The sequence below is a fragment of the Streptomyces flaveolus genome, from assembly GCF_014648815.1.
GTDB lineage: Bacteria > Actinomycetota > Actinomycetes > Streptomycetales > Streptomycetaceae > Streptomyces > Streptomyces flaveolus.
Map to the genome: position 1 here is coordinate 17,184 of NZ_BMRV01000013.1, position 23,534 is coordinate 40,717.

A 23,534-nucleotide genomic window follows, 5' to 3' on the forward strand; every position below is an offset into this window, starting at 1 on the left:
GGCTGCGGCCTAAGGTGGCGCAATGATTCCGCCTGCCGAACGGACGGCTCTGGACCTGCTGGACGCCCATCTCGAGGCGCTGTGGGGGACGTGGGAGGCGTCGGACGTGCTTCCGGCGGAGCCGCCCGGACTCGCGGCGGAAGGAGCAGGCGAACTTGTCCACTGGGCCCTCGGCCGGCTCCGGAGCATCCCGCGCGAGCCCAAGGACGCCTTCGCCCGTGAGATCGGCGGCCTGCTCATGGAATTCCGGTCCCGTCGCAGCCCCTGGAACGCGGCGGTGCTGCGGCTGCTGTACGACCAGTGCGTCTTCGTCGCCACCGGCCCGCGGCGGCACGAGGACTGGACGCACGATGTCCACGCCGTGCTGCACCGGACGGTCACCGATCCCCGCGGCTGGCTCCGCTTGGACATGGACCACCCCGACCCCGCCCGCCAGGCCGTGCCGGCCTACCCTTTCGACCCGCCGGCCCCGGCCTACATGCCCGCCCATCTGCATCCCCTAAAGCCCCAGGCGGCAGTGGCCGCGCTGGCTGTCATGGCGGAGGAATGGCAGTCGGAGCAGGCCCCTGTCCGCTCCCGCCCGAACCGGGACGCCCTGCTGGCGGACGCCCGGCTGCTGCTCGACCGGTACGGGCCCGGCGCGCACTACTGGACCAACGCGACAGCCGCCGCCTCCACCCCGGCCCCCGACTTCCTCGCCTCAGGACTTGAGGGCACCGAAACCCACCGTTTCCACACCACCGCGTACATCGGCGGCCTCGACATCTTCGAGGACCTGGGCGTGATCGCGGTGAACGACGAAGAGGTAGGCGTCTTCTGGTCTATCGGGTCCTACTGACAACCACCAGGCAAGCGTTGGACGCGTGCGGGCCTTCGCCGACACAGTCCTCGCCGCGCCGGAAGCCCTCCGGCGCAGCGGTGGGCGCACAGTGACCCGGGGGCTTGGCCATGTTCGCGGCCAGGGCAGCGTCTTCAGCCGTCTCGGCCGCCGTCGGGGCTGCGACCTGACGCGTGTGGTCGTGGTCGTCGGCGTCGCCGGCCGCCGGACGACACACTGCCCCACATATTGTGATCATCGTAAAGTTTTGCGACGAGCGCAGAATGAATCCGCTTGAAGAACTGGTGGTCCTGCGCCACCCCCTGCCTGAGCCGGGCACCGTCACCCCCGAGGACTGCTACCCCGACGCCTGCGAACAGGTGGAGCAGCACCGCAAGGACGACATCGAGCGGCTCCAGGCCGCGAGCAACGCTCTGGAGATGAGCCCGCTGCTGCTGGTCCTGGAGGACCTCAAGGCGCAGCGCGAGAGTCTCGATGCCGCGCTGCGGCTGCTGCTGGCCTACGGGCGGGAGTTCCACGGCAGCCGGCCCTACGGGCTGGAGGAGCTCGCGCGTCACGCCGGATACAGCGTTTCCGGGGCGCGCACCGCCTACGGGGATGCGGAGGTCCGGCAGGTCGCCGCGCAGATCGGGCGGGAGCCGAACCGTCCCCGCCGCGCCGCTGCCGGACAGAGCCGGTGAGCCCGGCGCGCGACACTGCGGCGTTCCCGTCGGCTGCCGCGCCGCCCCTCCTCGGTGAACGCAGGGCGGCGGGTGGTGAGGCGGCCGGCGCAGATCGCGTCCAGGTCCTGGAGGACACGTTGCGGGACGTCCTCAGCCACATCCGGCCGCAGGGCAGCCCGCACTGGGAACTGAACACCTGCCTGGTGACCAACGAGAAGCTGGCCACGTGGTGGTCAGCGCTGGGTGTCACCCCCCGGTGGGAGACTACTTCCGACCAGTGAGCAGTGCCGTGCCCTGTGGACGTGAGGAGTCCAGCCAGCACCAACTCCTCCTGGTACGCGTGGTGTTTCGATCACGGCGTCCTGCACACCTTCACGCACGGCGCAGAGCCCTGGTGCACTGCCGCGTGGGTGCCGTTGGCTGCGGACACGGCCGAGGAGGCCGCCGAGGCCAAGCAGGCCGCCTACGGCGACGCTCTCTCCCTCGACGGCCTCCCGCTCGAGGAGCAACTGGACGTACTGGAGATCCGCACGACGAGGGCCTGACGCGTCACGGCCGGTCCCTGCCCCGGGCCAGAGGCCGGGGGCCGGCAGGCGCCCGTCTCCCCCGCGCTCGAATTGGGCCGCAGGCGGGGCGCGATGTTCATCTGTCGTCGCTGTCCTCGAAGCAGGACGCGATCTTGTTCCACATGAAGGCGGCCCTCCAGCCTGGCTCGCCCTTCACCCAGCCGAGCACGGTGGCGACGGCCTTGTCCCGCGAGACGGTCCGCGTCTGGTAGTGCTCGGCCGCAGCTCCGTCTCGGTGCTCCAGCTGGAAGGTGTTGTCCTGGCGCGTCAGCACCTGCACGTACCAGTCGCCGGGTTCCTCGTCGGTGACGCGTTCGACGATCAGCACGTCGCCGCGCTGCAGGTTGGCTATCGCCGCGCTGATCTTCGGCTTCGACGGCCGTCTGGCCACCACCCGCGCGCCATAACTCATCACCAGCACAACGGGATCATCGCGGACGCCTCTGACAACCCTGTCGTCCGATGTGCACGGGGGTGCGCGCTGCCCGTATAGTTGATCTTGCAAGGCAGGTCGCTGCGGCGGCCGTCTTACGCGCGTTGGTCGTCTAAGGAAAGACGCCCCGCTTCCTGCGGGGAAATGCAGGTGCAAGGCCTGCCCGGCGCTCCACCCGGTCCCGCCTCCCGACGTCTTGGGGGCGGGGCTTCTTCACATTTGGGGCGGGTCGCGGCGCGTGGGGCCGTTACTCACTATCGGGTGAACGCTGCCGGGTGGCCGGGGTGGCGTGACCTGGCGGTTCTGGCCTTGAGCTCAATGCTGGAGCGGGTTCTGACTGTGAGGGGGCGTCAATCTGGTGCATTTGTCGCATAGGTGGGTGTTGCCAGCGAGCGTCACGGCGATTTGGGGGATCAGTAACAGCGTTCACGTCGCCTCCACGAACCGGTCGACCGGCCTGCAACCTGTGCGTGCACGGCCGACCGGCCGAGCACGCACCACCACCCCGGCCCCGCGGCCAGCGGTGCCCGCACAAGCAGGGGGACCCTGCGTCGAAGTCCATCACCGCCCGCCGCCTGACCGCTGCCGCCCCCACCCTCGGCGCGCTGACCGCGGCCCTCGCGGTGCCGGCCACCGCCGCCGACCACGACCACCGGGCGCAGCGCCCGAACGTGGAGACCAGCGACGTCCAGTACAACTCCCCGGGCCGTGACGACCGCTCCAACCGCTCCCTCAACCGCGAGTGGGTGGAGATCACCAACAACAGCCGCCGCTCCGTCAACCTCGACGGCTGGACCCTGCGCGACGAGGACGGCCACCGCTACACCTTCGACCACTACCGCCTGGACGGCCGGTCCACCGTCCGCGTCCACACCGGCCGAGGACGCGACACCGACACCGACACCGACGTCTACCAGGACCGCCGCAACTACGTCTGGGACAACCACTCCGACACCGCCACCCTCCGCAACGACCACAGTCGCTTCATCGACGAGACGTTCTGGGGCCGCAACCGCCAGGGCGGCCGCCACTGACAACCGATGGTGCGGGTGAACCCACCGGCACCACCACCGCACCGTGCGGCACGCCCTCCCCCACGGCGGGGAGCGTGCCGCACGGCGCCGAAGGCGTTGCTCAAATGATGCTCAGTAAACGCACCTTTCCTCGTTGTGTACATGACGTCACGACTAGTGTTCGTGGCACTTGATCGCCACGGGAGCGATCCACCAGGAATTGGTGGCTTCATGACCAGTGCCCGCATATCCATAAATGTGCCGGCCGTTACCTGCCTGACTGTCATCGCCGGACTGACCACCGGCGGTACCGCAGTCGCTGAGGGGCCGTCACCGACGGCCACCGACGCCGCCGTCGTCGAGACCGCTGCGCCGGAGCCGGAAGAGACCGACCTCGTCGAAGGCGCTCCCACCAGCGAGGCCCCTGCGCCCACGACGACGCCCGCACCGGATCCCACACTGGGGGACGTGGACAGCGACCTGCCGACGTCCAAGCCCAGCGCCACCCTGGACGCGAGGGCCTGCGAGCCCGGCTACCGGTACACGCCCACCAGCAAGGGCAAGGACTACCACAAGGGGGTGGGCGCTGAGCAGACCAACTACAACGGCACATCGCGCACCGCGAAGTCCACTTTCACCTCCGAAGTGACCGGCAAGGTCGGTATCGCCTACAGCGGGGAACTGAAGGTCGGAGGCTCGGCCGCGGTCGTCGAGATTGAGGGCAAGTTCGGCGTCGAGCTGTCCGTGGAGCTGACGGCGAAGCTGGGCAACACCATCGCGGTCGACACTCCCTCGAAGCACAGCACCCACGCCCGCTACGGCGTCTACCGGCTCAAGTCCTACGGCTACAGTCAGTACCTGTACGCCAACTGCACCAGGGGCGTGAAGAAGAACGTGACCATCTACACGCCCCGCCGGGTCGGCTGGGTGCTGTGGGAAACCAAGTGAGAGCGCGGCAAAGAACGGTGACGTCGGCTCTTCTGCTGCTGATGGCGGTGGGCTGCACCTCCGGTGAGAGCACAGACGATGCTGCCGCGTCCTCGGCGCCCAGCACATCGAGGCCCGCGCCTAGTCAGCGGAGCGTTACGGTCACGCCGCCAGTGCTTGATCCTGAGTCCGGTGAAGTCTTCGCCGGGCGACGTGGTGAGACGCGCGGCAACGCGAGTTTCTCCTACGACGCCGGCCCGCAGGGCAAGGCACTCATCGTCGCGGTCAGCTGTCTGGGCCCCGGCACCATCAAGGTCACGGTGCCCGTCCTGGGAACGGATTTCCCGCTGGAGTGCGGCGCAGGCGAACCCGCCGTCACGTACAACCAACTCGCCATGCAAGCCGCCCACAGGGCCGGCACGGTGACCGTCATCGCACCCTCGACCGCCACCTGGGCGATCACCGTTGGACGCGGCAACACCGCCGAGCAGGAGTCTCCCACCCCGGGATGACGTGCTTTTCAATCCGTCCCACCGACGCCCGGCCTCAGGACTATCGGGGCCGGCCGTCGCCGGTGTCTAGGTCGGCACCGACCGTCTCACCTCGGCCGCGCCGTTCCCCAGACTGCAAGAGTCTGACAGTCAGGCCAGCACGGCGCGACTCTCGTCCTTGCGACCACCAGATACCTTCACGCCTCGGTCGCGCAGCCCGACGACGGCGGCCCGGAGCGTAGCGGCTGCGAAGGGTGTCCGTCCTCACCTACTCCATAAAGCGGGCCCTGGGGACGGCATGGCAGATCCCCGGGGCCCGTGGTCGGGGACGACGAGGAGTCCGTGCGGGCTTCAGGGGGAGCATCACGCAGTGGTTTTCGATGACCCGGCCACCGCGGTCGAGGCCGCCGCAGACGGCCAGCCTCGGGTAGGCCCTGATCTCCCGGTTGACGACGAACCGCCATCGCGAGGCGTTCGCCTTGCTCCCGCGGTAGTCGCCGACGAACGCCCGCAGCGTCCCCGGCAGGCCGTCCCTCGTGGTAACCGTGATGTCCTGGACGTAGTCGCGCGGTCCCCAGCAGCAGTCCCACGGCAGCTGTGAGCGCGCCCGTGACCGTGGCAATCCGCCCACGTGTCCTTCGTGCTTGGGCCATGGGTCTCTCCTTGTTCGTGTGCACTGCCTCGTCCCGCTGATTACTGGACCGGCTCGTACGTCACGGTCTGCTCCGGGCAGCCGGCCGCCACCTCGGCCAGAGCCGCCGCCTCCGCTTCGTCCGCCGACAGCGCCCAGCGCAGCTTCGTGCCCACCCACTCGGCGACGTACCGGCAGTGCACCTCGCCCGCCGGCGGCAGCCACTGGGCCGGGTCCGGGTCGGCCTTCGACCGGTTCGACCGCGCCGTGACCGCGACCAGACCCTCGCCGCCGCGCCCTGGTCGTTGGCGTACGCCTCACGGCGCTGCGCCGACCAGGCAGATGCCCCGCTGTCCCAGCTCTCCGCGAGCGGCACCATGTGGTCGATGTCCAGGCCGGAAGCCGACGTCACCCACACCTGGTCGTAGTAGGAGAACCACAGGCCGCCCGACAAGGCGCACCGCGACCCGACCGTGCGCGGCTCGACGGCCTCGTCCAGGAGGACCTCGTTGCGGGTGGAGCAGCCGTCCGTCGGATCGTCGCCGGAGTTCCAGTGGCGGAAGGCCTCGCGGGTATAGCCGTCGCGGGACTCGGTGGCTACCGGTAGACGGCTGACGGCCTCGGGCAGAGGCAGTGTCTCCGCGGCCTGGGCGGGAGTGGAGACGGCGCTGTTCGGCGTTCGGTGAGTGCGCCGCCCGTGTGGGTGCAATGGTCGTACCGGCGCAGAGCGCCGGTGTCCTTGCGCGCGGTGCTGGGGACGGGATGCCGTGGCCCGACTCGGGTAGGGCCACGGCATCCCCGTGTGGGGCACTCACAGTGCACGGACTGGATACCCCGGTGACGATGCGAAGGCACGCGGCCGATCGGGTACCGCGGGGCTCAGCCCACGCCTTCCACCGGCCAGAACTGCACCACGTACTGCTCCAGCCCGTCGGGCACACCGTTCCTGCTCGCTGCGGCGGCTTCCTGACGTCCCGTGCAGTAGATCCTGGTGTTCCACGTCGCCGGAGCGGAGGGCAACGTGATGTCCTCCAGGCCGGGCCCGCCCATCGACCACAGCCGCAGCGTCCCGGACCGGCACTCGATCCGCGCTTTGGCCGTTTTGTCCCAGGAGCCCTCGAGCAGCGGGGGCTCGTCTTCCCAGGCCTGCACAGTGACCCCGACGTGCTGCGTGTGCGCCGCCGTCGTCAGATCGATCCGCCCGGGCCGTGGCGTGCCGAAGTCCCCGGCGATGAAGTCCTGCGGGAACACCGCAGGAAGCCACGAGTCATCGGCATCCTGGAGGCACAGCCCGTAGTAGTCCGCCAGAACCCTGACACGCTGGACACTCAACGGCTTCACGCCGGCGATCCTACGGGGACGGCAGGACGGCGATCCGAGCCGGCCGCCTGCCCGCCAGGTTCCTGAGCGGCTGCGGGCCGCACGTGCATGCTCGGCACCGGCAGCCGGACGGGTGCCCACGCTGCTGGCGTCACCCGGGAGCCGCCCCTTCGGCCGCAGGCCCGGCGGCGCGGGCGACGGGGGCGTCTGAGGTTGCCGGGCGTGGAGTGCGGCACCGGGCCTGCCCACCCGGCGCGGGATGCTGCCGGGCAATGGCGCAGGGCTATCGCGGTCTGCTCGCACTGTCTCGTGCCCGCTTCGATGGCGGCGGCCCGCTGCTGGACGTCGAGGACCTCATATAGGGCGCGGAACTCCTCGAACAGTAGGCACGTCACCTGCCCCATCGGCGTGATCGGATTCGGCGGCGGCGCGAGCGTTGCTCGAGGCGGGCTGCTGGCCGTCGAGTCAGCGGGCGGGGGCGGTGCGGTAGGCACGTGCCAGCGCGTCGAATCGTCTGCGCTGCTCGTTGCGCGCGTCGCGGGCTTCGGCGGTCTTCGGGTCGAGCAGGTGACCAAGTGGGTTGGTGCGGCGCCGGAAGCCGATGCCTTCCCACAACGCCGTGATCTTCTGGTTCGCTTCGGTCCACTCTGTCTGAGACAGCGGGCGCCGGCCTTCCAGGGTCTCACTGACCTTTGTTTCGACGGCGACGGCGCTGCATCCGTCAGCCAGAGTCCAGACCGCCTGGGACGCGAGGATCGGTCCGAGCCCGAAGCCGCGCCAGGCATGGTCCAGTCGGACGCGGAAGAGGACCAGCAGGTCTCCGTCGCACGAAACCATGGCGTCGCGAAATGCCTGCCGGTAGCCGCCGTTGCCGAGGTCGTAGATGCCAAGGACCAGATTGAACAGGGCCTCGTCATAGAGTTCGGCATCGGCCCACGGGTAGGGACTGAACCGGGTGTCCTGGCGCAAGCGGAAGAGTGTCATGGAGCCGATGACGCCGCCGATGGTTCTGTTCTTGAACCGTTTCGCCCGTATGGACACCGTCCACTCTTCGAGGCCGTCACGATCCGTCTCCGAGCTCACATCGTGTGTGAGCTGGTACTTCAGCGTCAGTAGCCGCGGATCGGCAGGCAGGTCGCTGGGAGAACGGGTGAACGGCGTCATGATCCCGCACCCTAAAGGGCGCTAGCAGCGCGGCACGACCCCGTTCCTGCCCCGATCCGGCGTGCGAAGCAGACGGGCTCACGAAGATTGCCCGTCCAGCGCTCCATGCCGGTCAACGCGCCAGACGGAGGTCTTGTCCCTCGGCTACGACCAGCCGTCATCGGCGTCCCCGGCGGCACGACTGCCCCCTACGGGCGCAGGCCCGGCGAGGGCTGCCCGGGCCTGTTCCGTACACTGCCGGGCGGCCGCCTCGATGTCGGCCACCTTCTGCTGGACGTCGGGCGCCTCGCACAGGGCGCGGAACTCGTCGTAGGAGAGGGTGGGTTCGTCGTCGCCTGCCCCGTCGGCCGATCGGGCCGCTGTGATGAGCGCGAGGGCCCGCTGCTTGCGCTGGGCCACCTCGGCCCAGAAGGCCCCGTCGCGTTCTTCGGGGGTGGGCTGGGTCATCGGGTAGATCACGGCATCCGGGCCGGGTCCGTTGCCCACGTCCGGACCGGAGTTGGGGTCCATGTCCTGAGAGTGCCTTTCGGTCGGGGCTGGGATGGTGCGCGGCGCCTGGGGCCGGGTTCAGTGCATCTGGCTCTCCTGCGCTGCTGCCGGCTGCCTGATGGCCTGGGGTGTGCCGCGCAGGGCGCACCGAAGGCCCGGCAGCGCGAACAGTCGCAGAAGGCCGCCTCCCCCGGGGCCCGCCGGCGCCCGGCATCCAGCGGTTTTGGAGAGGGCCAGGCGCCGACGGTGTGCCGGGCGGGTGCCGCACTTCGGCAAGGGGCGGTTGAGGACGGGTCGGGCCGCGCGCGGGGCAGGAACGGGGGAATGCTGCACCCGGCGCGGCCCGGCGGTACTGGGCAGACGGCGCGCCTGCACCCCGGGGGTCACGGCGGCCGCTGCTCTCGCCCGGCGGTGCCGGACGCACACGGCGCACGAGAGGGGGTTCGTGCAGGGGCGCCCCCGGCTGAACGCAGCATGTGACAGGGGCCGGGGGGCGCGGGGCGGGGCGTGGTGGTCAGGGGCGGCTGGTGACGCGGGACCCGGCCAGCGGGGTGCGGTGAGTGGGTTCGGCAACCGGGGTGAAGCCGAACGGGTCGACGCTGAGGTGGATGGTCCAGTGGTCGGGGCCGGTGACCTTGACGACGTCGCCGACGGAGACCGAGCGGATGTCGGAGGGCCACCTCTGGCCGGTGTGGTCGGGGCCCTGATGGTTGCCGACGGTGAACGCGGCGTCGGCGGCGACCTCGTGGCTGTGGATCCGGTCGGTGGCGTGGAAGACCAGGAGCAGCGGCGTGCCGTCGGTGTGGGCGGCTACGGCGAGGGGATGGCGGGGCTGGTAGCCGTCGAAGCTGTGCGGGGCGGTGTTCATGAAGACGGTGACGGTGTACACACCCGGCTCACCGACACCGACAGCGGCGCCGGTGCCAGCGGTGTCGGCAGCGGTCGCGGTGACGTCAGCGGTCACAGCGGAGGTGGTGGTGACAGGGGCGGCGGCGGTGATGCGGGCGGTCACGGGACGGGGGTAGGTCACAGCAGTCGTCACAGTCGAACTCCCAACGGAACGGGGATTGACGGGCCAGACCATGCGACACCCGGCAGTTAGCCGAGCAAGCAGCGGCCGGGCCACCCCTGCCAGGGCCACAGGCCACCGATCCGTTAACGGCCGTCCGGGCCGGGTTCGATCAGGTCCTGCGTCGGCGCGGTCACCGGCCCGCCCAACCAGAACGTGAAGGCGCGGAGCTGCAGGTTCGCCCTGCGTGGCGGGGGAAACGGCGACTACGATCTCGCCCATGGAGACTTCCATGGTGCGGCCAGAGTCCTTGACCGTCCTTCCCGCATGCGTGTGGAGTGACAGCGAGCGGGACGCGATTCGGCTTGGGCATGTCAGCCGCGCGATGGAGGGCAAGTGGCATGTGGTCTGTGAGGGCGACACCGTCCATCTGCTGAGGAGCTGGACGGGACACCACATCTACCGAGCCGAGTTCGGCCCAGTGGACGCGTCCGAGGGCAGCGGGTGGCGCATCGTCCGGGCCGAGGCAGAACGAGATCCGGACCGCTACCAGGCTTTCGGAGCGGAGTTCGACGCGGTGATGCTGGAACTCGTACTGCGCACCTATGCCCTGTCCGAGCCCGCAGCGGAACTGCGCAGCCTCATGGTCTCGCTGGTCGCCGATGCCACGGGCCGTACCAACGCTCCCTCCGGCCTGGTGCAGATGAGTCTTCTCGGCATGCGTACAGATCCGCCCTCGGCCGATCGGCCGTGACCAGGCCTCGCCGCGGTGGTCGCCCCCGGCCGGAAAGGCGATAGGCGCGTTGCCCCGGGACCGGGGGCCAGAATGGGTTCCGCTTGCGGCAGTTGGCCCGCCGCCAGGCCTTGCCCGCGTAAGGGTCGGTCGGCATCCCGGCGGCGGGCTCGCACACGTCCAGCGTGGAGATCCCCACGGCCGCAGGGACCGTTCTCCGCTCCATGAGCTCGACGTACTCCTTAACGCGCTCCGGCTCGTTTCATGTCGGGGGAACCATGGGCACGACGAGCTCGTAGAGGTGGGCGTCCGAGCTGACGGCGGTCTCGAAGGTCAGGTAGTACGGGGTGTGCGGGTGCTGCGGGAGGCCCCAGAACTGATCGATCCCCCACGTCGTGACCTGTGCGCCGCTGAAGTAGTCGCCTTCCTTTTCGGGGATGACCAGCCGGGGTTCCACACGCAGGAGCAGTGGCCGGTACCGCCCTGGGTCAGCAGGGCGCCGATGGCATCGCAAAGGGCTGGCGTCACCCGCGGTACGTCCGTAGCCCTGGCCCGACCGCTCGGCGGGACTGGGGCCGGTCTGCTGCCCAGCCGTCTCTTCAGTAGGGTTTTCGCAGCCGCACCCGGTACTCAGAGGTGCGGGACGGCCGGTGGGCGCGGGTTGACTCGTCAGGGGGAGTTGCAGGTGTTTCGGACGGCTCGGGGGTTCGCGGTCGGTGCGGTGATGCTGATGGGGCTCACCGCTTGCGGTGGTGGCGGGGAATCCGCGGCCCGCGGTGACAGCACGGCGTCCGCTGACGCGGGCCAGGCGGGCGAGCGAGCCGCCGGCGAAGACCGGGGAGCGAAGGCACCGGTCGTACTTACCCAGGATCAGGTGCGCAGAGCGCTGGTCGACACGGAGAGTGCCCCGGACGGGTGGGAAGGGTTCGGCGCCGAGATCCCCGGGCCGGAGGAGTCCCTCAGGACGTGCCGGCAGGACACGGGGACACAGTGCGACGGATTCGTCGCTCTGGGATCGTCTTTCATCCGGCAATCGATTTCCGGCGGCCAGGTCGTCTTTCGCATCTACGCCTTCGGCACGCCGGGTGACGCGGAGGCGGCGATGAAGGGCTTGGCGGCCAGGGAGCGCAGCAAGGCCGGCAGCCGGGCCCGTCCCTTGGACGTGCGGCTGGACACGGACGAGACCGATGCGTTCACCGGCCCGGAGACAATGATCGTCACCCGCCTCGGCGGCACGCTGGTTCGGGTCACGAGCGAGGTTCCTCCGCAGACCGTGCCCTACGCCGATCTTGCCAAGCTCCAGACGGCACGCGTCCGACAGGCGGCCGCGCTGGAGGACGTCGGTCCGTGATTCCTCCGGTCGGAGACGCGTGGCCAGGTCGGCTGCTTCCTTCGGCGGCATGGACAGCACGCCGTTCTCGGTCATCAGAGCGTGGGACTGCTGTTGTTCGTAGGGGATGCCGGGCGGGAGGGCGGGGATGTGCCAGTGCAGGTGGGCGTTGCCCTGCCGGCTGCCGAGGGATACAGGTACGTCCGCTCCACTCCGCAGACCCCCTCGACGGCAAGTGCGACCCTGCGGACGACCCGCGTGAGCCGCAGGTAGGCCCCTTCATCGAGGTCAAGTACGAGGTGCTCGATGTGGGCCTTCGGCGCGACAAGCACCTCGCCCCGCACTGTGGGCCACCGGTCCAGGAGCGCCATGTGTTCCTGGTCAAGTCGAGGACCGTCTCGTGCTCGTAGTCCGAATGCCCTGCCAGGAACGAGCAGACGAAGGACGGCCCGCTTCGCGCGCGGACCGTGCAGACCCCGAGGGCCACGGGCCCGGCCCTCGGGGGTCATTTACACTCCCCCCGCCACCCTGACGGCGTCCGAGACGCACACCCCGACCACCTTCCGTTCACCCCAGTACGACCGCCACCGCCAGCGCGCCCACCAGGGAGTCGATCCGGTCCAGCAGTCCTCCGGCTCCCGCCAGCCATCGACCGGAGTCCTTGACCCCGGCACCGCGCTTGACGAGGGACTCCACCAGGTCGCCCGCCGGTCCGCCCACGGCCACCGCGACCGCCGTCTGCCAGCTCCACGCCGACAGCAGTGCGAGTACGGCACAACCCGCGGCCGCGCCGCACAGCGTGCCACTCCACCGCTTGGCCGGAGACAGCCGCGACAGCAGCGGCCCACCCAACCGCTGCCCGGCGAAGTACGCGACCACGTCGGCGATCGACACTGCGGCGAACAGCGCCAGACCGAGCGCGCCCAGCGGCGCCAGGGCGGCCAGCACCCCCAACCAGAGCAAGCCGAGCAGACCCGTGCCGAGCCGCCGCAGCCCGTCGTCGGCATCGCCGCTCACCAGTAGCACGGCGCCCAGGGCCAGCGCCCCGGCACCCACCACCCGGCCTACCTGATCGGGCGCCCACGCGGCCGTGACGATCAGAGCCATCACGGCCGACGCCAGCACCGCCTGGTCAGGGCGGGGAAGCCGGGCCAATGCCCCGAATTCCAGCACCGCGACCACCGCGACGACTCCGGCAAGCAGCGCGATCCCAGGCCGCCCCCACCAGAACGCGGCCGTCACCAGCGGCACGCCCGCCGCCCACGCACACCACCGGGTGACCAACTCCCTTCGCCGTGTTGCCCCCACCGCCATGCCACTCACCAGCAGAGCACCGCCCAGCCACGGTGCCAGCGCGGCGACTGAGGTCACTGCGCTGCCCCGATGGTCGACAACGTGCGCTTGCGCGTGGACAGGTCGTTGAGGGCGGCTCTGAAGGCACCCACGATGCGGGCGTTCTCACCGGTGTCGCGGACCGCGACACGCACGGTGCGGCCTTCGTACGCCGACGAGAGAGGTGACAGGTCCCGCAGGTATACACCGTGTCGCTGGCATTCCGTGACCAGGGACGCGGCGCTCGGTCCGCCCCAAGGCAGAGTAAGGGTGAGGAAGTTGGCCACCGACTCCTCGACCGTGACCAAGTCGTCCACAGCGGCCAAGTCCGCGGCGAGCTGCGTACGCAGCTCGTGCGTGCGCTGCAACCGACCGGCGTAGTAGCCCGGATCGCGCAGCGCCGCCACCGCCGCGAGCTGGGCCGGCAGGCTCACCGCCCACGGTGGCGTCCACCGGCGCAGCTCCGCCGCCGTCCCAGGTTCGGCCACCAGGTACGCAGCCCGCACGCCGGACAGGGCGTACGTCTTCGACATCGAGGTGCAGACCACCACATGCGGATCCCGCGCGGCGAGCAGGGCGAGTGACTCGGACGGATCGACGTAGCCGAGGTACGCCTCGTCGATCCACCACCGGGTGTGGGCAGGCGCCGCGTCGATCACCGCGGCCAGCTCGGCGGCGGGTGTGTGGCGGCCGGTCGGATTGTTCGGGTTGACCACGACCACGAGGTCGTATGAGCCGTCCGCGACGACCGCCGACAACCTCTCCGGATCGATGCGCCAGTCCTCCTCGCGCCGCAGCCGGAACCGGTCCACGCGGCAGCCGATCACCCGCTCCGTGACGTGGGCGTACTCGCCGTAGCCCGGGTCCATCAGCAGGACCCGGCTCGCCGGCGTCAGCCACCGGCCGAAGGCCTGGAAGATCAGGTCGGAGGAGCCGGAGCCGACAGCGAGCGTCTGCGGGGGCAGGTCGCGGACCGAGGCGAGCTCCGCGAGCAAGCCCTCCGCACCGGTAGGGGGAGAGGTGCGGGCGATCCAGCCGGCGTCCCCGGTGAGGGCGGCGTGTGCGGCGGGGGCCGGCGGGAACCATGCGTCGAGCACATCGGCCGTGACCACCTCGCGACGCCGTTCAAGCGTGCGGAAGTCCGCCCCGATCGCGGTGAACGAGGCACCGCCGTGCTCGCAGCCGTCGGGCCCGGGCGCGAACGGAGTATCCAGTTGCCAGTCCACGCCGGCAGCCAAGCGCGCGAGGGCCGCGGCATGCCGTCCTGTCGCACAGCGGGACAGCTCCGTCACCTCCCCCGTCAGCACCTCGAAGTCGACTGCACCGCTGCGGACGGTGCGGCCGGCTGGACACAGGCCCGCCGCACGGTACATGCCGATCAGGTCGGAGCGGCCCATGGCCACCACGTGCCGTCCGCCCCGGGAGACGATCCAGCGCAGTGCCGCGTACATCAAAAAGACGCCTGCCGCGCTGGAGCGGGCCTGCGGCTCGACGGTGAGCAGCCGCACCTCGAAGACGTCGGGACCGTCCAGCAGCGGAAGTTCGGCCCGGGTCAGGTACTTGTCCAGCCCGTACCGTCCCACCCACGGCGGCGTCATGCTCACGAATCCGACTCGCTCCGCATCCCGCGCCGCGACCAGATAGACGTTGTGACCGTCCAACCCGTCGACCAGTCGCCCCTCGCTGTTGCGCGGGTGCTGGCCGAGCTCCTCCGCGTAGACACGGTGCCGGAGTTCATGGATCCACACCATGTCGTCGGCGTCGGCGGAGCGCAGAGTGAGCGGACGGCTCATCGGAACCTCTTCGGTCGGGACCAAGGCGGTTCAGTGTGACGTCGGCCGATCTCGGTAGGTCAGGGTAGGACAGCTCGGACGGCCTGAGTACGCGTACTCAGGCGGTGAGTCGCTCGACTGCCACTGAAGCCATTGGCGTGTTCGGGTACCCAGGCGGGCTGCACGGAAGTGCTGCTCCTGGTCGTCAGAAGGTCGGTCCACGCCGCGACGCAGTGACCAGCTCAGCCACCGTGGCCAGCTTCTTGCGTGGTCTGCCCGGTCCGCCGCGCAAGCGCTCGGCCCGGTCGATGACCACCATGCCACGCGCGTCGACGAGGCGCGGTGCTCGGCGTCGGGCCAGCGGCAGGAAAGATTCCACCGAGTGGGCGGGCGGCGCAAGGACGTCGGCGACAGCGTCGGTGAGCAGGCTGCTGACCGTTTTGGCGGCACGCCTGGCTGGCGCCGATGCCTCCCGACGAACCGCGCTTTACCCATCCGACGACCCCGGCAGACTCCGGCGACCCGGCCCGCGTCGTGCGGAACGGTTTTCGTCACCTCGTCGAACAGCAACCCTGCCGCAGGTACCGGACCACCACGACAACGGCAGCGTCTGCCTAACCCCACCCCTCGCCGCAGGCAACTCTTCGACCCGCAACACGCGGGCCCTTGGTCGCGCCGCGCAGGTAGCGGACGGGAGCCAGTACGGCCCTCGCCTACCGAGGTGTCGCCGGGCCTCCGATTATCCAGCGGTCTGCTCCCTGCACCCGCAGGGATGGTCCCGGCCGCCGGCTGGAGACGGATTTCGATGTCGGGATGTTGGCGGTATCCGGCGGTGGCTTCGTTAACTTGTGAGGACAGCGTTTGTCGACGAGCTTCAACGGCGATAAGTGGCCAGGGAGCCCGCGAGTGTTCACGGGAAATGAGGGCACTTCGGGAGATCTGGTGTGATTCCTGTCGGTGCTCTGAAGGCGCGGTTCGGTTCAACCGAAGGAGGCAACCGCTTGTGTCTCCAGTAGGGGGAGACAGCAGGGTGGAGCACATGAACGGCGACGCGCTCTACGCGATTGGTGACCTTGCGCGGCGAACCGGGCTGACGGTGAAGACCATTCGGTTCTACTCCGACGCGGGGATCGTGCCGCCGACCGACCGAAGCCCGGCCGGTTACCGCCTCTACGACATCGACGCCGTCACACGTCTCGACTTCGTGCGCACCCTGCGCGAACTCGGGCTGGGCCTTCCCGCCATCAGGAAGGTGCTCGACCGGGAAGCCTCGGTACCCGAGGTGGCGGCGGCACACGCCGACGCGGCACTCCATCCCAGGTCCGGGCTTTGCGGTGTGGTGGTGCTGCGCTTATGGAGCCAGTCGGCGAGCTGCCGGGTGACGCGGACCTCATCCGTGTCGTGCAGGAGCCAGGCAACAGCGAGTTCACCCGGCGTGTGTTCGCGCAGACCGTCGGGGCCGGTGGTGACGATGGCCAGCGGGCGGGCGCCGGTGTCCAGGTCCAGCCAGCGGCGCAGCGCCTCCTCGCGGCCGTAGACGACCTCCTGAACGGTGATACGGGCAGGGTCGAAGCCGGGACGGGCGATGCCCGTCTCACCGAGCCGGGGAGGCTCCGACTCGGGCCCGCCCACACCAGGGCATACGCGTCCGCTCCCTGCCCGGACAGCCACGGACCGAACTCACCAGGCGGGGGCGCGCTCTGCTCACTCATCCACGGGGCCTTCTGCTCGAACGGCGGGGGCACGCCGCACAGACCCGGGGACGGCGGCTGAGGAGCAGACTGCCCGCACCGGGGACAGCCGCTGACCCGGTGAGCAGCGGCGTTCCGCCCGGCGGGAGGGGTGCGGTGCCGGTCAGCAGCAGCGTTCCGCGAGGCGGGACGGGTCCAGCGCGGACGATGTGGCTCCGCGGTTGTGCGTGCGCGTACTCAGGGGCAGCACAGCCTTCAGGGCCACGGTCAGGTGCTTACCGGGCCGACGCCGGGCCGGAACGGACCCGGGCGCGGAACTGACAGCGGCCGGCACATGGGCGCCGCGCTCGGCCTACCAAGGTCCCGGCTCGCCGTCGGTGACGAATCGTGTCAGGGACGCTTCCAGCAGCTCCAGGAAGTGCCGTAGGCCACCGGCGACTTGGTCGAACTCCGGCTCGTCCAGCGACGGGTCCCGGGTCCGGTGCACCTTCCCGTCGCGGGTTGCGACGTAGGACAGGCCGCCTCCGTTCGAACCGATGACCAGGCCCAGAGCCTCCGGACCCGTGCCGACGTCGACCGTGCCGAACTCCTGAAGCCTCCGAAGAGCGTCGCCGGCCGAGTCGAGGAAGATGCCGTTGCCGACATCGGGCCAGACGAGGCCGCCGATGCTGTCGTAGAAGGCGGCAAGGTCAGCCGGGATGCGGCCAGCGCGAGCCAGCGCGCGAGCAGCGGCCTGGTCACCGCAGCTGGCAGGCCGGACCTCGTTGACGCCAGGAGGAAAGCCGTGACGGCGCTCGAAGTCCGCTGTCATGGCCGCAAGGGCCTGGGAGACTCTGCCTGTCCACGCGGCCAGCCAGGTGGACAACATCGACGATGCGCTCATGAGGCCGGATCATGGCAGGCGCCACGGACAGGCCACCGCAAGCTCCAAGGCTTCGTCCTTGTCCATAGCTGGGGCCGGGCCCTTCAGCGTCCCTGCCCGGACCTGCGGCGGCCCGAGCGCTGAGAGGTACGCCGGGAGCGCCGCACGGAAGCCAAAGCCGCATCGTCGGCGCCCAAGGCGGCCGGTGAGGAGAAGCCTCCGGCGACGACCGGCCGCGTGGGGGCCAGCGCCTGCGCCTGCACGGCCTGTGCGGCCTGCGCGCGGTCGGGGGTGCGGCGGGGGCGTTCGGCCCGGGCGAGGACGGTGGCGTTGGGGATGAGCGGGGCGCAGGTTTCGCAGACTTCTTCGACGCTCCAGACGCGGCGCATGACGGGGTCGTGGCGCAGGATCATGAGGACGGCGCCGGCGCAGTGCGTCTTGGTGTCGGGGTGGGCGCCGCAGTGCTGGGAGCCGCAGTGGCACCAGGCGTTGGGGCGGACGGTGGCCGCCTTCGCGTGGGCAGCGGCGTGCCGGGCGGCGAAGACTCGCAGAGCGGCGAGATCGTCGGAGCGGGCCGGCATCCGACAGGCAGCGGTACTGCACGTGACCGAGGCAGCGGTATTCTCCGAGCGGATCAGCGGGGACGAGGACCGCCGCGACTTCGACTGGGACTGGTGCTCGGACGTCCTGTTTGAGGACCACGATGTGCTGATGCTGTTCGACGCCTCTCTCGACGGGATCGAGGACAGCACCAACTAGATCAACCAGGCCCTCGGCCTGACCAGTCTGGCCCCCGCCGACTGGTTCGTGCCCTTCCGCCCGGGACAGGCCCGCAATGCCGGTCGCGGGTTTCGCCACGGAGCCGGTGTGCGACGGCGCCCGGCAGCTGCCGTCACCGCGTCGTTGCCCAGGCGGTGGTTCGGGTGGACGGCCTTCAGCGGCTGGCCGCCGACCCGACGGCGCGTGTCGGCCACAGCGGAGTGCCGGCGGGCTGCTGCGGCTCGGTCAGGCGCCTGTCCGACCTGCCGTGAGCGGCAGGGCCCGGACGTAGCGCCGCAGCGGTGGCCGGGTCGTGGCCTGTCGGTGTGGAGGGGGCGGTGCGGCGGGAGGGGCGTGATGCGGCGTCGGCGGGGTGCTGGGCTGCGGAAGTTGCGTCCGGGGGGCGGGAGGTTGCGTACCTGGTCGAAGGTGCGGCCGAGGGTCACGGACAGGGCGAATTCGGTCTGGGTGTCGGCGTAGCGGTGTCCAGGCGGCCTGCTCGGCGCCCCCGGCCGGAGTGGCTGCGCCACAGGGCCGCGGCCTCGTTACGGGATAGCGCCGAGGGTTCGGCGAGGGGGCGAGCACGGCGCGCAGCGCCACCTGCGCCTGCGTTTCGGGCGGGCCGGGCGGCGGCCCGCCCTTGGCGGTGTGCAGTGCGTGGTGTTCTTCCAGGTATGCGGTGCGGGCCCTATCCGTCCAGTCAGCGGTGTCCCGCCACAGCGCAAGCACGCGTCGCAGGTAGGCGTGGGCGGCGGCCCGGATACGGGCGGCGTCGAGGTGGTCCCGGGTGGCGGCCAGCCCATGGCCCGCGCGCCACCTCCCATGGCGCAACCGGCCCGCAGGCGAAATCACCCGCCGAAGCTCGGTCAGGAGCGGACAGCCCGTTGTGTGCATGTCCTGCCAGATTCAGTGTGGCCGCCGTTGCGCGACGTCGGCGAGCACCGTGGTCACCAGCTTGTCGACGGTTGCCGGGGACGGTGGGCCGGGGTCGCGGTCCGCGAACAGGAGATGCCCGCCACCGACCAGGGAGAGGGTGAGCGAGTCGATGTCGGCGTCGGCGGCGATACGGCCCAGGGCGCGCTCGTCGGCCAGGTAGGCGGAGACCGCGGTCGTGATCTGGGCGAGGATCGCGATGCCGCCCCCGGGCCGGGCCTGCCGCAGCCGTGCGCGCAACTCGTCCCGGAACGTGATGAGCGGGATGATCGCCACGGGAACCGGCCCGAACAGGGTGGTCAGCGCGCCGGTGAGGTTGCCGGTCACGGTGCCGGTGCCGACGGCCTCGCGCAGGGCCTGCCCTTGCGCCTCGAGTTGCGCGGCCCGGTCAAGTACGAGCTCGGCGAGGAAGGCATCGAAATCGGCGAAGTACCGGTGCAGGAGGCCTTTGGCGCAGGCCGCCTCGTCGGTGACGGCCCGGCTGGTCAGCCCGTTCGGCCCCTCCCGCAGCAGCACGCGTTCGGCGGCGTCGAACAACTGCCGCCGCGCGTCGCGAAGGTGTACCCCGGTCGGCACGAACAGATCCCCTCCTACGCCGGGCTTTCGACACCCGTTGGCAAGTGGGCAGTTGCCCACTAAAGTGAACGCATGCCCACTCTACCGCGGGAGCAACCCGAACCGGTGCGGCCCCATCAGGCCCGCCGGACGGCGGAATCGTTCGGCACGGACGCGCAGCGCTACGACCAGGCCCGACCCGGCTACCCCGACGACCTGGTGGCACGTATCGCCGCCCGGAGCCCGGGGCCCGACGTGCTCGACGTCGGCTGCGGCACCGGCATCGCGGCCCGCCAGTTCCAGGCTGTCGGCTGCACCGTGCTCGGCATCGAGCCGGATGCGCGGATGGCAGGCCTCGCGCAAGCGCGCGGCCTGCGGGTCGAGGTGGCGGCCTTCGAAGCCTGGGAGCCGGCCGGCCGGGCGTTCGACACCTTGATCGCCGCCCAGTCGTGGCACTGGGTGGACCCGGCCGTCGGCGCACTGAAGGCGGCACAGGTGTTGCGCCCGGGCGGACGCCTGGCGATCTTCGGACACGTGTTCGAGCCACCTGTCGAGGTGGCCGAGCCGTTCGCGGCTGCTTACCGGCGCGTGGCGCCCGACTCCCCCTTCGCCGGCCAACCGGCGCAACGTCCGCTGGAGATGTACCGGGCGGGGTACAAGAAGATTGCCGACACGATCCGCGACACCGGGCAGTTCGACGAACCGGAACAGTGGCGCTTCGACTGGGAGCGGTCCTATACGCGCGACCAATGGCTGGACCTGCTCCCCACCACCGGCGCCCTCACCCGGCTCGGTCCCGATCAGTTGGCCGAGGTACTGGACGCGGTCGGCCGTGCCGTCGACGCTCTGGGGGGCGGGTTCACGATGCAGTACACCACGCTGGCGACCACCGCCGTACGCGCCGGCATTCCTCAACCGCAGCCCGTACCCGCGTGACACCGGGGTCGCAATCTCTTTGGAGAGCACAGCTCCACGCACGGCCCCTCGGGGGTGAAGGCCACCAGGCGGTCATCGGGCCCGTCCAGGTCCAGCCAGTTCAGCAGCCCGACCGCGAACGCGGGGTAGAGCGGCAGGTAGTCGTCCAGCCTGGCGGTCAGCTCGGCGAGCCCGGCCTTCCGCACCACGCGCTTTTCAGCCCACCGGCGACGCGCGACGCGGGGGGCGGAACCGCCCGCAGCAGCTCCCACAGCGGACGCGAGCCCGGACGCCCACACGGCGAGCGTGTGGCGGGCGACGACGTGCAGCCGCTACTGCCTGGCGAAGGCTACGCCCGGGCCGGTCACCCGGCCGTTCGTCACGATGAACGCGACGTCCGCGCCATGCACCTGCCGGGCCGTGCCGTTGAGGACCTGCAGATCAGGCGTTCCCACCGCCGAGCCCTGAGCGCCGTTACGGCGGTGCTTGCACTGGATCACCCAGCGCCGCCCGAACGGATCCGTTGCCTTCACGTCCGCGCCCTGACCACCGCGGCCGCCGACCCGCTGGGCATCCCGGCAGCCGTCCCTCTGCATCACCGTATCGCGTCCTCGAACCGGGCGTGGTGGAGCGCGTCCAGCTGGTGCAGCGCGTAGCACCCAGGGCAAACACCACACGCAGGCCCTGCTCTGCCTCGCCCGACGCCGAGCCGACGTTCTCTTCGCCATGCTCCGCGACGGAGCCTTCTACGAATTCCAACCGGCTGCGGCCAGGTGAGGAGTCCAGACCGCTCGATCAGTCCTCCAACCGAAGCCGCTGACGAGCGGCCTCCAGCCGCTGGGCGTAGTCAGGGGCGGACAGCTCAGAAAGCGTCTTGTCGAGCGTTCCGGCGATTCGATGGATCGGTGCCCAGACCGCCGGGTCGTCGACAACTCGGCTGTGGTCCGTCATCTGGAGCTTCTCCAGCCAGTGCGACAGCACCAGTGCCTCGCCGCTCGTGAGCTTCATCGCGGACTGCCCATCGTCAACGCGCTGAGCGACGCCTGGGGTTGGACGTCACACCCACCTGCAGGGAAATCCGTCTGGGCCCGTGTGCCGCCGCCACGCGTCGACGGTACGTCTGGTGCAACCTCACCGTCGTGCAGCAGTGCCTGTTGAGCGGGCGCAGCAGACGTCCGCGATCGGCACTGCTTGTATGAGGCCTCGTCGTCACTGCGGTAGCCGCGCTCGCGGCCAAGTACTCAGGTGACCGCGCCTGTAACGTCGCGTGGACGACTGAGCGGCCGATAGGGCCCCCTCCACCAATCAGCTCGTCGTGACCTGCCGGCGACACTTGAGGGCGGAACGAGACGGGTGTCGAGCAGGCGCTGCACGAAGTCCTGCTCGCCGAACTCAACGGGCCCTCGACTGGACGTCCCGATGCACCGGCTGACCACGTCAGAAGGCTCGGTGGCGCTTCCAGGCGCCGACCGAAGGGGGCAAGGGTTGGCGCACGTCGAGGTAGCAGCGCGGCCGCACCCCGGGTCATCTGGCATCGCGCGTTCGTAGGCTCCCCGGATGTCGTTCGCCCACCAGGCTGCAAGCGTCGCGTAGAAGGCGAACGCGGCTCCCGCAGCGGCGCCCGGCGCTCCCCGCGCTCACGCATGGGGACTTCGCAACGCACTTCCGTACCTTGAAGCCATGGTGAGAACGCAACCAGGCGCGGCAGACGGCCATTTGATCCAGCTCGCAGCCGCATCCGGACTGAAGCTGAGCCCTTACCAGCTGGAACGGTGGCGTGCGGCCGGGCTGGTCCCCCGGCCTGGGGATACACAGGTGAAGATCGGCAGCGCCACGGTTCACACACCGCGGACAGCTGCTCTCGTTGCCGGACTCCTGGTGTGTGCGTCACGGTGCAGGACCACCGATGACCTGGCGCTTCTGGCGTACTTCAACGAGGTTCCGGTCCCCTTGGATCCCGTGCGCACAGCCCTTCTCAAGGCGTACTTCCCCCAGTACAGCCAGGCCCGTGAGCGAGAGGACGAAGCCTTGCAGCGAATTCCAGCGGAACACCGCGGCCAGGAGGGATCCTGGTACGACTGGGCAGAAGTCGCAGCCTCCCTGGACATGGAGAACAAAGCGGCCGTCCAGCAGATGAGAAACAATCTCCGACGACGCCGCGACCTGGCGACAGCATCGCGTACCGAGCTCGATGGGCGGGTCTGTGGCGTGCTCACCTGGCTGAACGCGCCGGCGCTGCCGACACACGACAGCGTGTTCATGGCGGATCTGTGCGCAGCCATGGCCTTCGACGGGCCACCCGAGCAGTCGCGCGCAGCGTGGCTGCTCGCAGCGCTCTGCCATGGCGAACAGCTCGCAGACCGCAGCGAAACCTCCGGCGTGGAGCGACTTGACACTTTCCTGGCCGTGACCGACGACGAATTGCCGTCCCTGCGGGAGCAGGTGCGCGAATCGCTAGACACCATGTGGCACATGGCAACGGAGGGACGCCTCCACCGATTCGAGGTGGACTCCGCCGGGATGGCCCGCATGGCAGGCCGCATGCTCGTTGAATGGACCACCGTGCGCCGGGCGCACCCTCCGGGATCACGCCCCGCCCAGTTGCTTGTAGAGAGTCTGCGCAGCCTGTGGTCCCTGTGTTCGACCGACTCCGTCGGAGAAGGCCGCGCCGCGTTCCAGTGCAGGACCCGGCCCGGACGTTAGTCGGCGATGCCGCTCACGCATCCCATGCACGTCAGAGCCAGCAGCTCGCGATCCAGCGCAGTCGGCGACTGGACGCTCCAGTGAAGATCACGTAGAGCCACGTACGTGTCCGCTGCAAGGAATCGGACCGCAAGTCGGCGGCGGACTGGTGCAACCGCGGTGATCGGCGCCTAGGACGCGCCGATCACAGCCCTCCGGCTCCTGGCCTCGCGGCGCCCAGACGAAACAGAACGGTCAGTAGCTGACAGAAGCCCACCCCTTGAGGCCACCCGAGCGGGCGGCCCGGGTGGGCTGCGTCAGCTACCCACTGGTGGCTGATCGCGGCAGGGAGCCCGTCTGGTGTGTCAGAGGCCGGACGCCAGAGCCCGCCGCAGGCCGACGACCGCCGATGCGGCATGGCCGCACG

General features: G+C 70.2%; 25 protein-coding genes and 4 pseudogenes. 13 read left to right on the forward strand and 16 right to left on the reverse strand.

Annotated features, from left to right (window positions below):
* Positions 1-22 precede the first annotated feature (22 nt).
* From IEZ05_RS26620 to IEZ05_RS26635, 4 genes are all read left to right on the forward strand, one after another.
* Positions 23-838: a hypothetical protein gene (locus tag IEZ05_RS26620; RefSeq protein WP_189232804.1), complete on the forward strand. Its 816-nt coding sequence runs from the start codon at positions 23-25 to the stop codon at positions 836-838.
* Positions 839-1,101: 263 nt separating this feature from the next.
* A complete protein-coding gene (locus IEZ05_RS26625) occupies positions 1,102-1,518 on the forward strand; it encodes a hypothetical protein (protein ID WP_189232805.1) in 417 nt (138 codons plus the stop codon).
* On the forward strand, positions 1,515-1,781 hold the full coding sequence (locus tag IEZ05_RS26630) for a hypothetical protein (RefSeq protein WP_189232806.1): 267 nt from the start codon (positions 1,515-1,517) through the stop codon (positions 1,779-1,781). The genes IEZ05_RS26625 and IEZ05_RS26630 overlap by 4 nt, the downstream gene beginning before the upstream one ends.
* Before the next feature lie 21 nt (positions 1,782-1,802).
* Positions 1,803-2,045 carry a hypothetical protein gene (locus IEZ05_RS26635; protein ID WP_189232807.1) on the forward strand — a complete coding sequence of 81 codons (243 nt, stop codon included), beginning with the start codon at positions 1,803-1,805 and terminating at the stop codon, positions 2,043-2,045.
* Positions 2,046-2,142: 97 nt separating this feature from the next.
* Here the strand turns inward: IEZ05_RS26635 and IEZ05_RS26640 are convergent, their stop codons facing one another.
* Positions 2,143-2,460 carry a hypothetical protein gene (locus IEZ05_RS26640; protein WP_229869867.1) on the reverse strand — a complete coding sequence of 106 codons (318 nt, stop codon included), beginning with the start codon at positions 2,458-2,460 and terminating at the stop codon, positions 2,143-2,145.
* Positions 2,461-3,059: 599 nt separating this feature from the next.
* Between IEZ05_RS26640 and IEZ05_RS26645 the strand changes: the two genes are divergently transcribed.
* The 3 genes from IEZ05_RS26645 (at position 3,060) to IEZ05_RS26655 (ending at position 4,951) form a co-directional block, all read left to right on the forward strand.
* Complete coding sequence (locus IEZ05_RS26645; protein WP_189232998.1) at positions 3,060-3,533, forward strand: lamin tail domain-containing protein; 474 nt, start codon at positions 3,060-3,062, stop codon at positions 3,531-3,533.
* 210 nt (positions 3,534-3,743) lie between these two features.
* A complete protein-coding gene (locus tag IEZ05_RS26650) occupies positions 3,744-4,460 on the forward strand; it encodes a hypothetical protein (RefSeq protein ID WP_189232809.1) in 717 nt (238 codons plus the stop codon).
* A 152-nt stretch (positions 4,461-4,612) separates the two neighbouring features.
* Positions 4,613-4,951, forward strand: coding sequence for a hypothetical protein (locus tag IEZ05_RS26655; protein WP_229869868.1), 339 nt, complete (start codon positions 4,613-4,615; stop codon positions 4,949-4,951).
* Positions 4,952-5,623: 672 nt separating this feature from the next.
* Here IEZ05_RS26655 and IEZ05_RS26660 read toward each other — a convergent pair.
* The 5 genes and pseudogenes from IEZ05_RS26660 to IEZ05_RS26680 form a co-directional block, all read right to left on the reverse strand.
* Positions 5,624-6,357 (reverse strand): annotated as a pseudogene (locus IEZ05_RS26660) (HNH endonuclease family protein).
* A gap of 83 nt (positions 6,358-6,440) precedes the next feature.
* Positions 6,441-6,902, reverse strand: coding sequence for a hypothetical protein (locus tag IEZ05_RS26665; RefSeq protein ID WP_189232810.1), 462 nt, complete (start codon positions 6,900-6,902; stop codon positions 6,441-6,443).
* A 444-nt stretch (positions 6,903-7,346) separates the two neighbouring features.
* Positions 7,347-8,045, reverse strand: a complete 699-nt coding sequence (locus IEZ05_RS26670; protein ID WP_189232811.1) for a hypothetical protein — start codon at positions 8,043-8,045, stop codon at positions 7,347-7,349.
* 144 nt (positions 8,046-8,189) lie between these two features.
* Positions 8,190-8,555, reverse strand: coding sequence for a hypothetical protein (locus IEZ05_RS26675; protein WP_189232812.1), 366 nt, complete (start codon positions 8,553-8,555; stop codon positions 8,190-8,192).
* A gap of 493 nt (positions 8,556-9,048) precedes the next feature.
* A complete protein-coding gene (locus IEZ05_RS26680; protein WP_189232813.1) occupies positions 9,049-9,546 on the reverse strand; it encodes a hypothetical protein in 498 nt (165 codons plus the stop codon).
* A gap of 277 nt (positions 9,547-9,823) precedes the next feature.
* Between IEZ05_RS26680 and IEZ05_RS26685 the strand changes: the two genes are divergently transcribed.
* A complete protein-coding gene (locus IEZ05_RS26685; RefSeq protein WP_229869869.1) occupies positions 9,824-10,297 on the forward strand; it encodes a hypothetical protein in 474 nt (157 codons plus the stop codon).
* A 241-nt stretch (positions 10,298-10,538) separates the two neighbouring features.
* Here the strand turns inward: IEZ05_RS26685 and IEZ05_RS36500 are convergent, their stop codons facing one another.
* On the reverse strand, positions 10,539-10,733 hold the full coding sequence (locus IEZ05_RS36500; RefSeq protein WP_229869870.1) for a hypothetical protein: 195 nt from the start codon (positions 10,731-10,733) through the stop codon (positions 10,539-10,541).
* 267 nt (positions 10,734-11,000) lie between these two features.
* On the opposite strand from IEZ05_RS36500, the gene IEZ05_RS26695 reads away from it, so the two are divergent.
* Complete coding sequence (locus tag IEZ05_RS26695; protein ID WP_189232814.1) at positions 11,001-11,627, forward strand: hypothetical protein; 627 nt, start codon at positions 11,001-11,003, stop codon at positions 11,625-11,627.
* A 546-nt stretch (positions 11,628-12,173) separates the two neighbouring features.
* On the opposite strand, the gene IEZ05_RS26700 is transcribed toward IEZ05_RS26695, so the two are convergent.
* The 3 genes and pseudogenes from IEZ05_RS26700 to IEZ05_RS36505 all read right to left on the reverse strand — a co-directional run.
* A complete protein-coding gene (locus IEZ05_RS26700; RefSeq protein ID WP_189232815.1) occupies positions 12,174-12,977 on the reverse strand; it encodes a phosphatidate cytidylyltransferase in 804 nt (267 codons plus the stop codon).
* Positions 12,974-14,731, reverse strand: a complete 1,758-nt coding sequence (locus IEZ05_RS26705) for a histidinol-phosphate aminotransferase family protein (protein WP_189232816.1) — start codon at positions 14,729-14,731, stop codon at positions 12,974-12,976. The genes IEZ05_RS26700 and IEZ05_RS26705 overlap by 4 nt, the downstream gene beginning before the upstream one ends.
* Before the next feature lie 184 nt (positions 14,732-14,915).
* Positions 14,916-15,307: pseudogene (locus tag IEZ05_RS36505) on the reverse strand (ferredoxin-NADP reductase); the annotation flags it as partial.
* A gap of 442 nt (positions 15,308-15,749) precedes the next feature.
* On the opposite strand from IEZ05_RS36505, the pseudogene IEZ05_RS26710 reads away from it, so the two are divergent.
* Positions 15,750-16,058: pseudogene (locus tag IEZ05_RS26710) on the forward strand (helix-turn-helix domain-containing protein); the annotation flags it as partial.
* A gap of 695 nt (positions 16,059-16,753) precedes the next feature.
* Here IEZ05_RS26710 and IEZ05_RS26715 read toward each other — a convergent pair.
* The gene (locus IEZ05_RS26715) at positions 16,754-17,284 is read right to left on the reverse strand and encodes an SMI1/KNR4 family protein (protein WP_229869871.1); all 531 of its coding nucleotides are present in this window, start codon (positions 17,282-17,284) and stop codon (positions 16,754-16,756) included.
* An 83-nt stretch (positions 17,285-17,367) separates the two neighbouring features.
* Positions 17,368-17,844: a hypothetical protein gene (locus tag IEZ05_RS26720; protein ID WP_229869872.1), complete on the reverse strand. Its 477-nt coding sequence runs from the start codon at positions 17,842-17,844 to the stop codon at positions 17,368-17,370.
* Positions 17,845-17,866: 22 nt separating this feature from the next.
* Between IEZ05_RS26720 and IEZ05_RS26725 the strand changes: the two genes are divergently transcribed.
* Positions 17,867-18,022 (forward strand): hypothetical protein, encoded by a 156-nt coding sequence (locus IEZ05_RS26725; RefSeq protein ID WP_189233017.1) that lies wholly within the window; start codon positions 17,867-17,869, stop codon positions 18,020-18,022.
* A 906-nt stretch (positions 18,023-18,928) separates the two neighbouring features.
* Here IEZ05_RS26725 and IEZ05_RS26730 read toward each other — a convergent pair.
* A complete protein-coding gene (locus IEZ05_RS26730) occupies positions 18,929-19,531 on the reverse strand; it encodes a TetR/AcrR family transcriptional regulator (protein WP_189232817.1) in 603 nt (200 codons plus the stop codon).
* A gap of 72 nt (positions 19,532-19,603) precedes the next feature.
* On the opposite strand from IEZ05_RS26730, the gene IEZ05_RS26735 reads away from it, so the two are divergent.
* Entirely contained in the window at positions 19,604-20,446 is an 843-nt protein-coding gene (locus IEZ05_RS26735) for a class I SAM-dependent methyltransferase (protein ID WP_189232818.1), read from the forward strand.
* Here the strand turns inward: IEZ05_RS26735 and IEZ05_RS26740 are convergent.
* From IEZ05_RS26740 to IEZ05_RS26750, 3 genes and pseudogenes are all read right to left on the reverse strand, one after another.
* Positions 20,422-20,634: a hypothetical protein gene (locus IEZ05_RS26740; protein WP_189233018.1), complete on the reverse strand. Its 213-nt coding sequence runs from the start codon at positions 20,632-20,634 to the stop codon at positions 20,422-20,424. The genes IEZ05_RS26735 and IEZ05_RS26740 overlap by 25 nt on opposite strands.
* Positions 20,604-21,080 (reverse strand): annotated as a pseudogene (locus IEZ05_RS26745) (restriction endonuclease); the annotation flags it as partial. The pseudogene IEZ05_RS26745 and the gene IEZ05_RS26740, both read right to left, overlap by 31 nt.
* Positions 21,081-21,220: 140 nt before the next feature.
* Positions 21,221-21,433, reverse strand: coding sequence for a hypothetical protein (locus IEZ05_RS26750; protein ID WP_189232819.1), 213 nt, complete (start codon positions 21,431-21,433; stop codon positions 21,221-21,223).
* An 807-nt stretch (positions 21,434-22,240) separates the two neighbouring features.
* Between IEZ05_RS26750 and IEZ05_RS26755 the strand changes: the two genes are divergently transcribed.
* Positions 22,241-23,128 (forward strand): hypothetical protein, encoded by an 888-nt coding sequence (locus IEZ05_RS26755; protein WP_189232820.1) that lies wholly within the window; start codon positions 22,241-22,243, stop codon positions 23,126-23,128.
* Positions 23,129-23,534 lie beyond the last annotated feature (406 nt).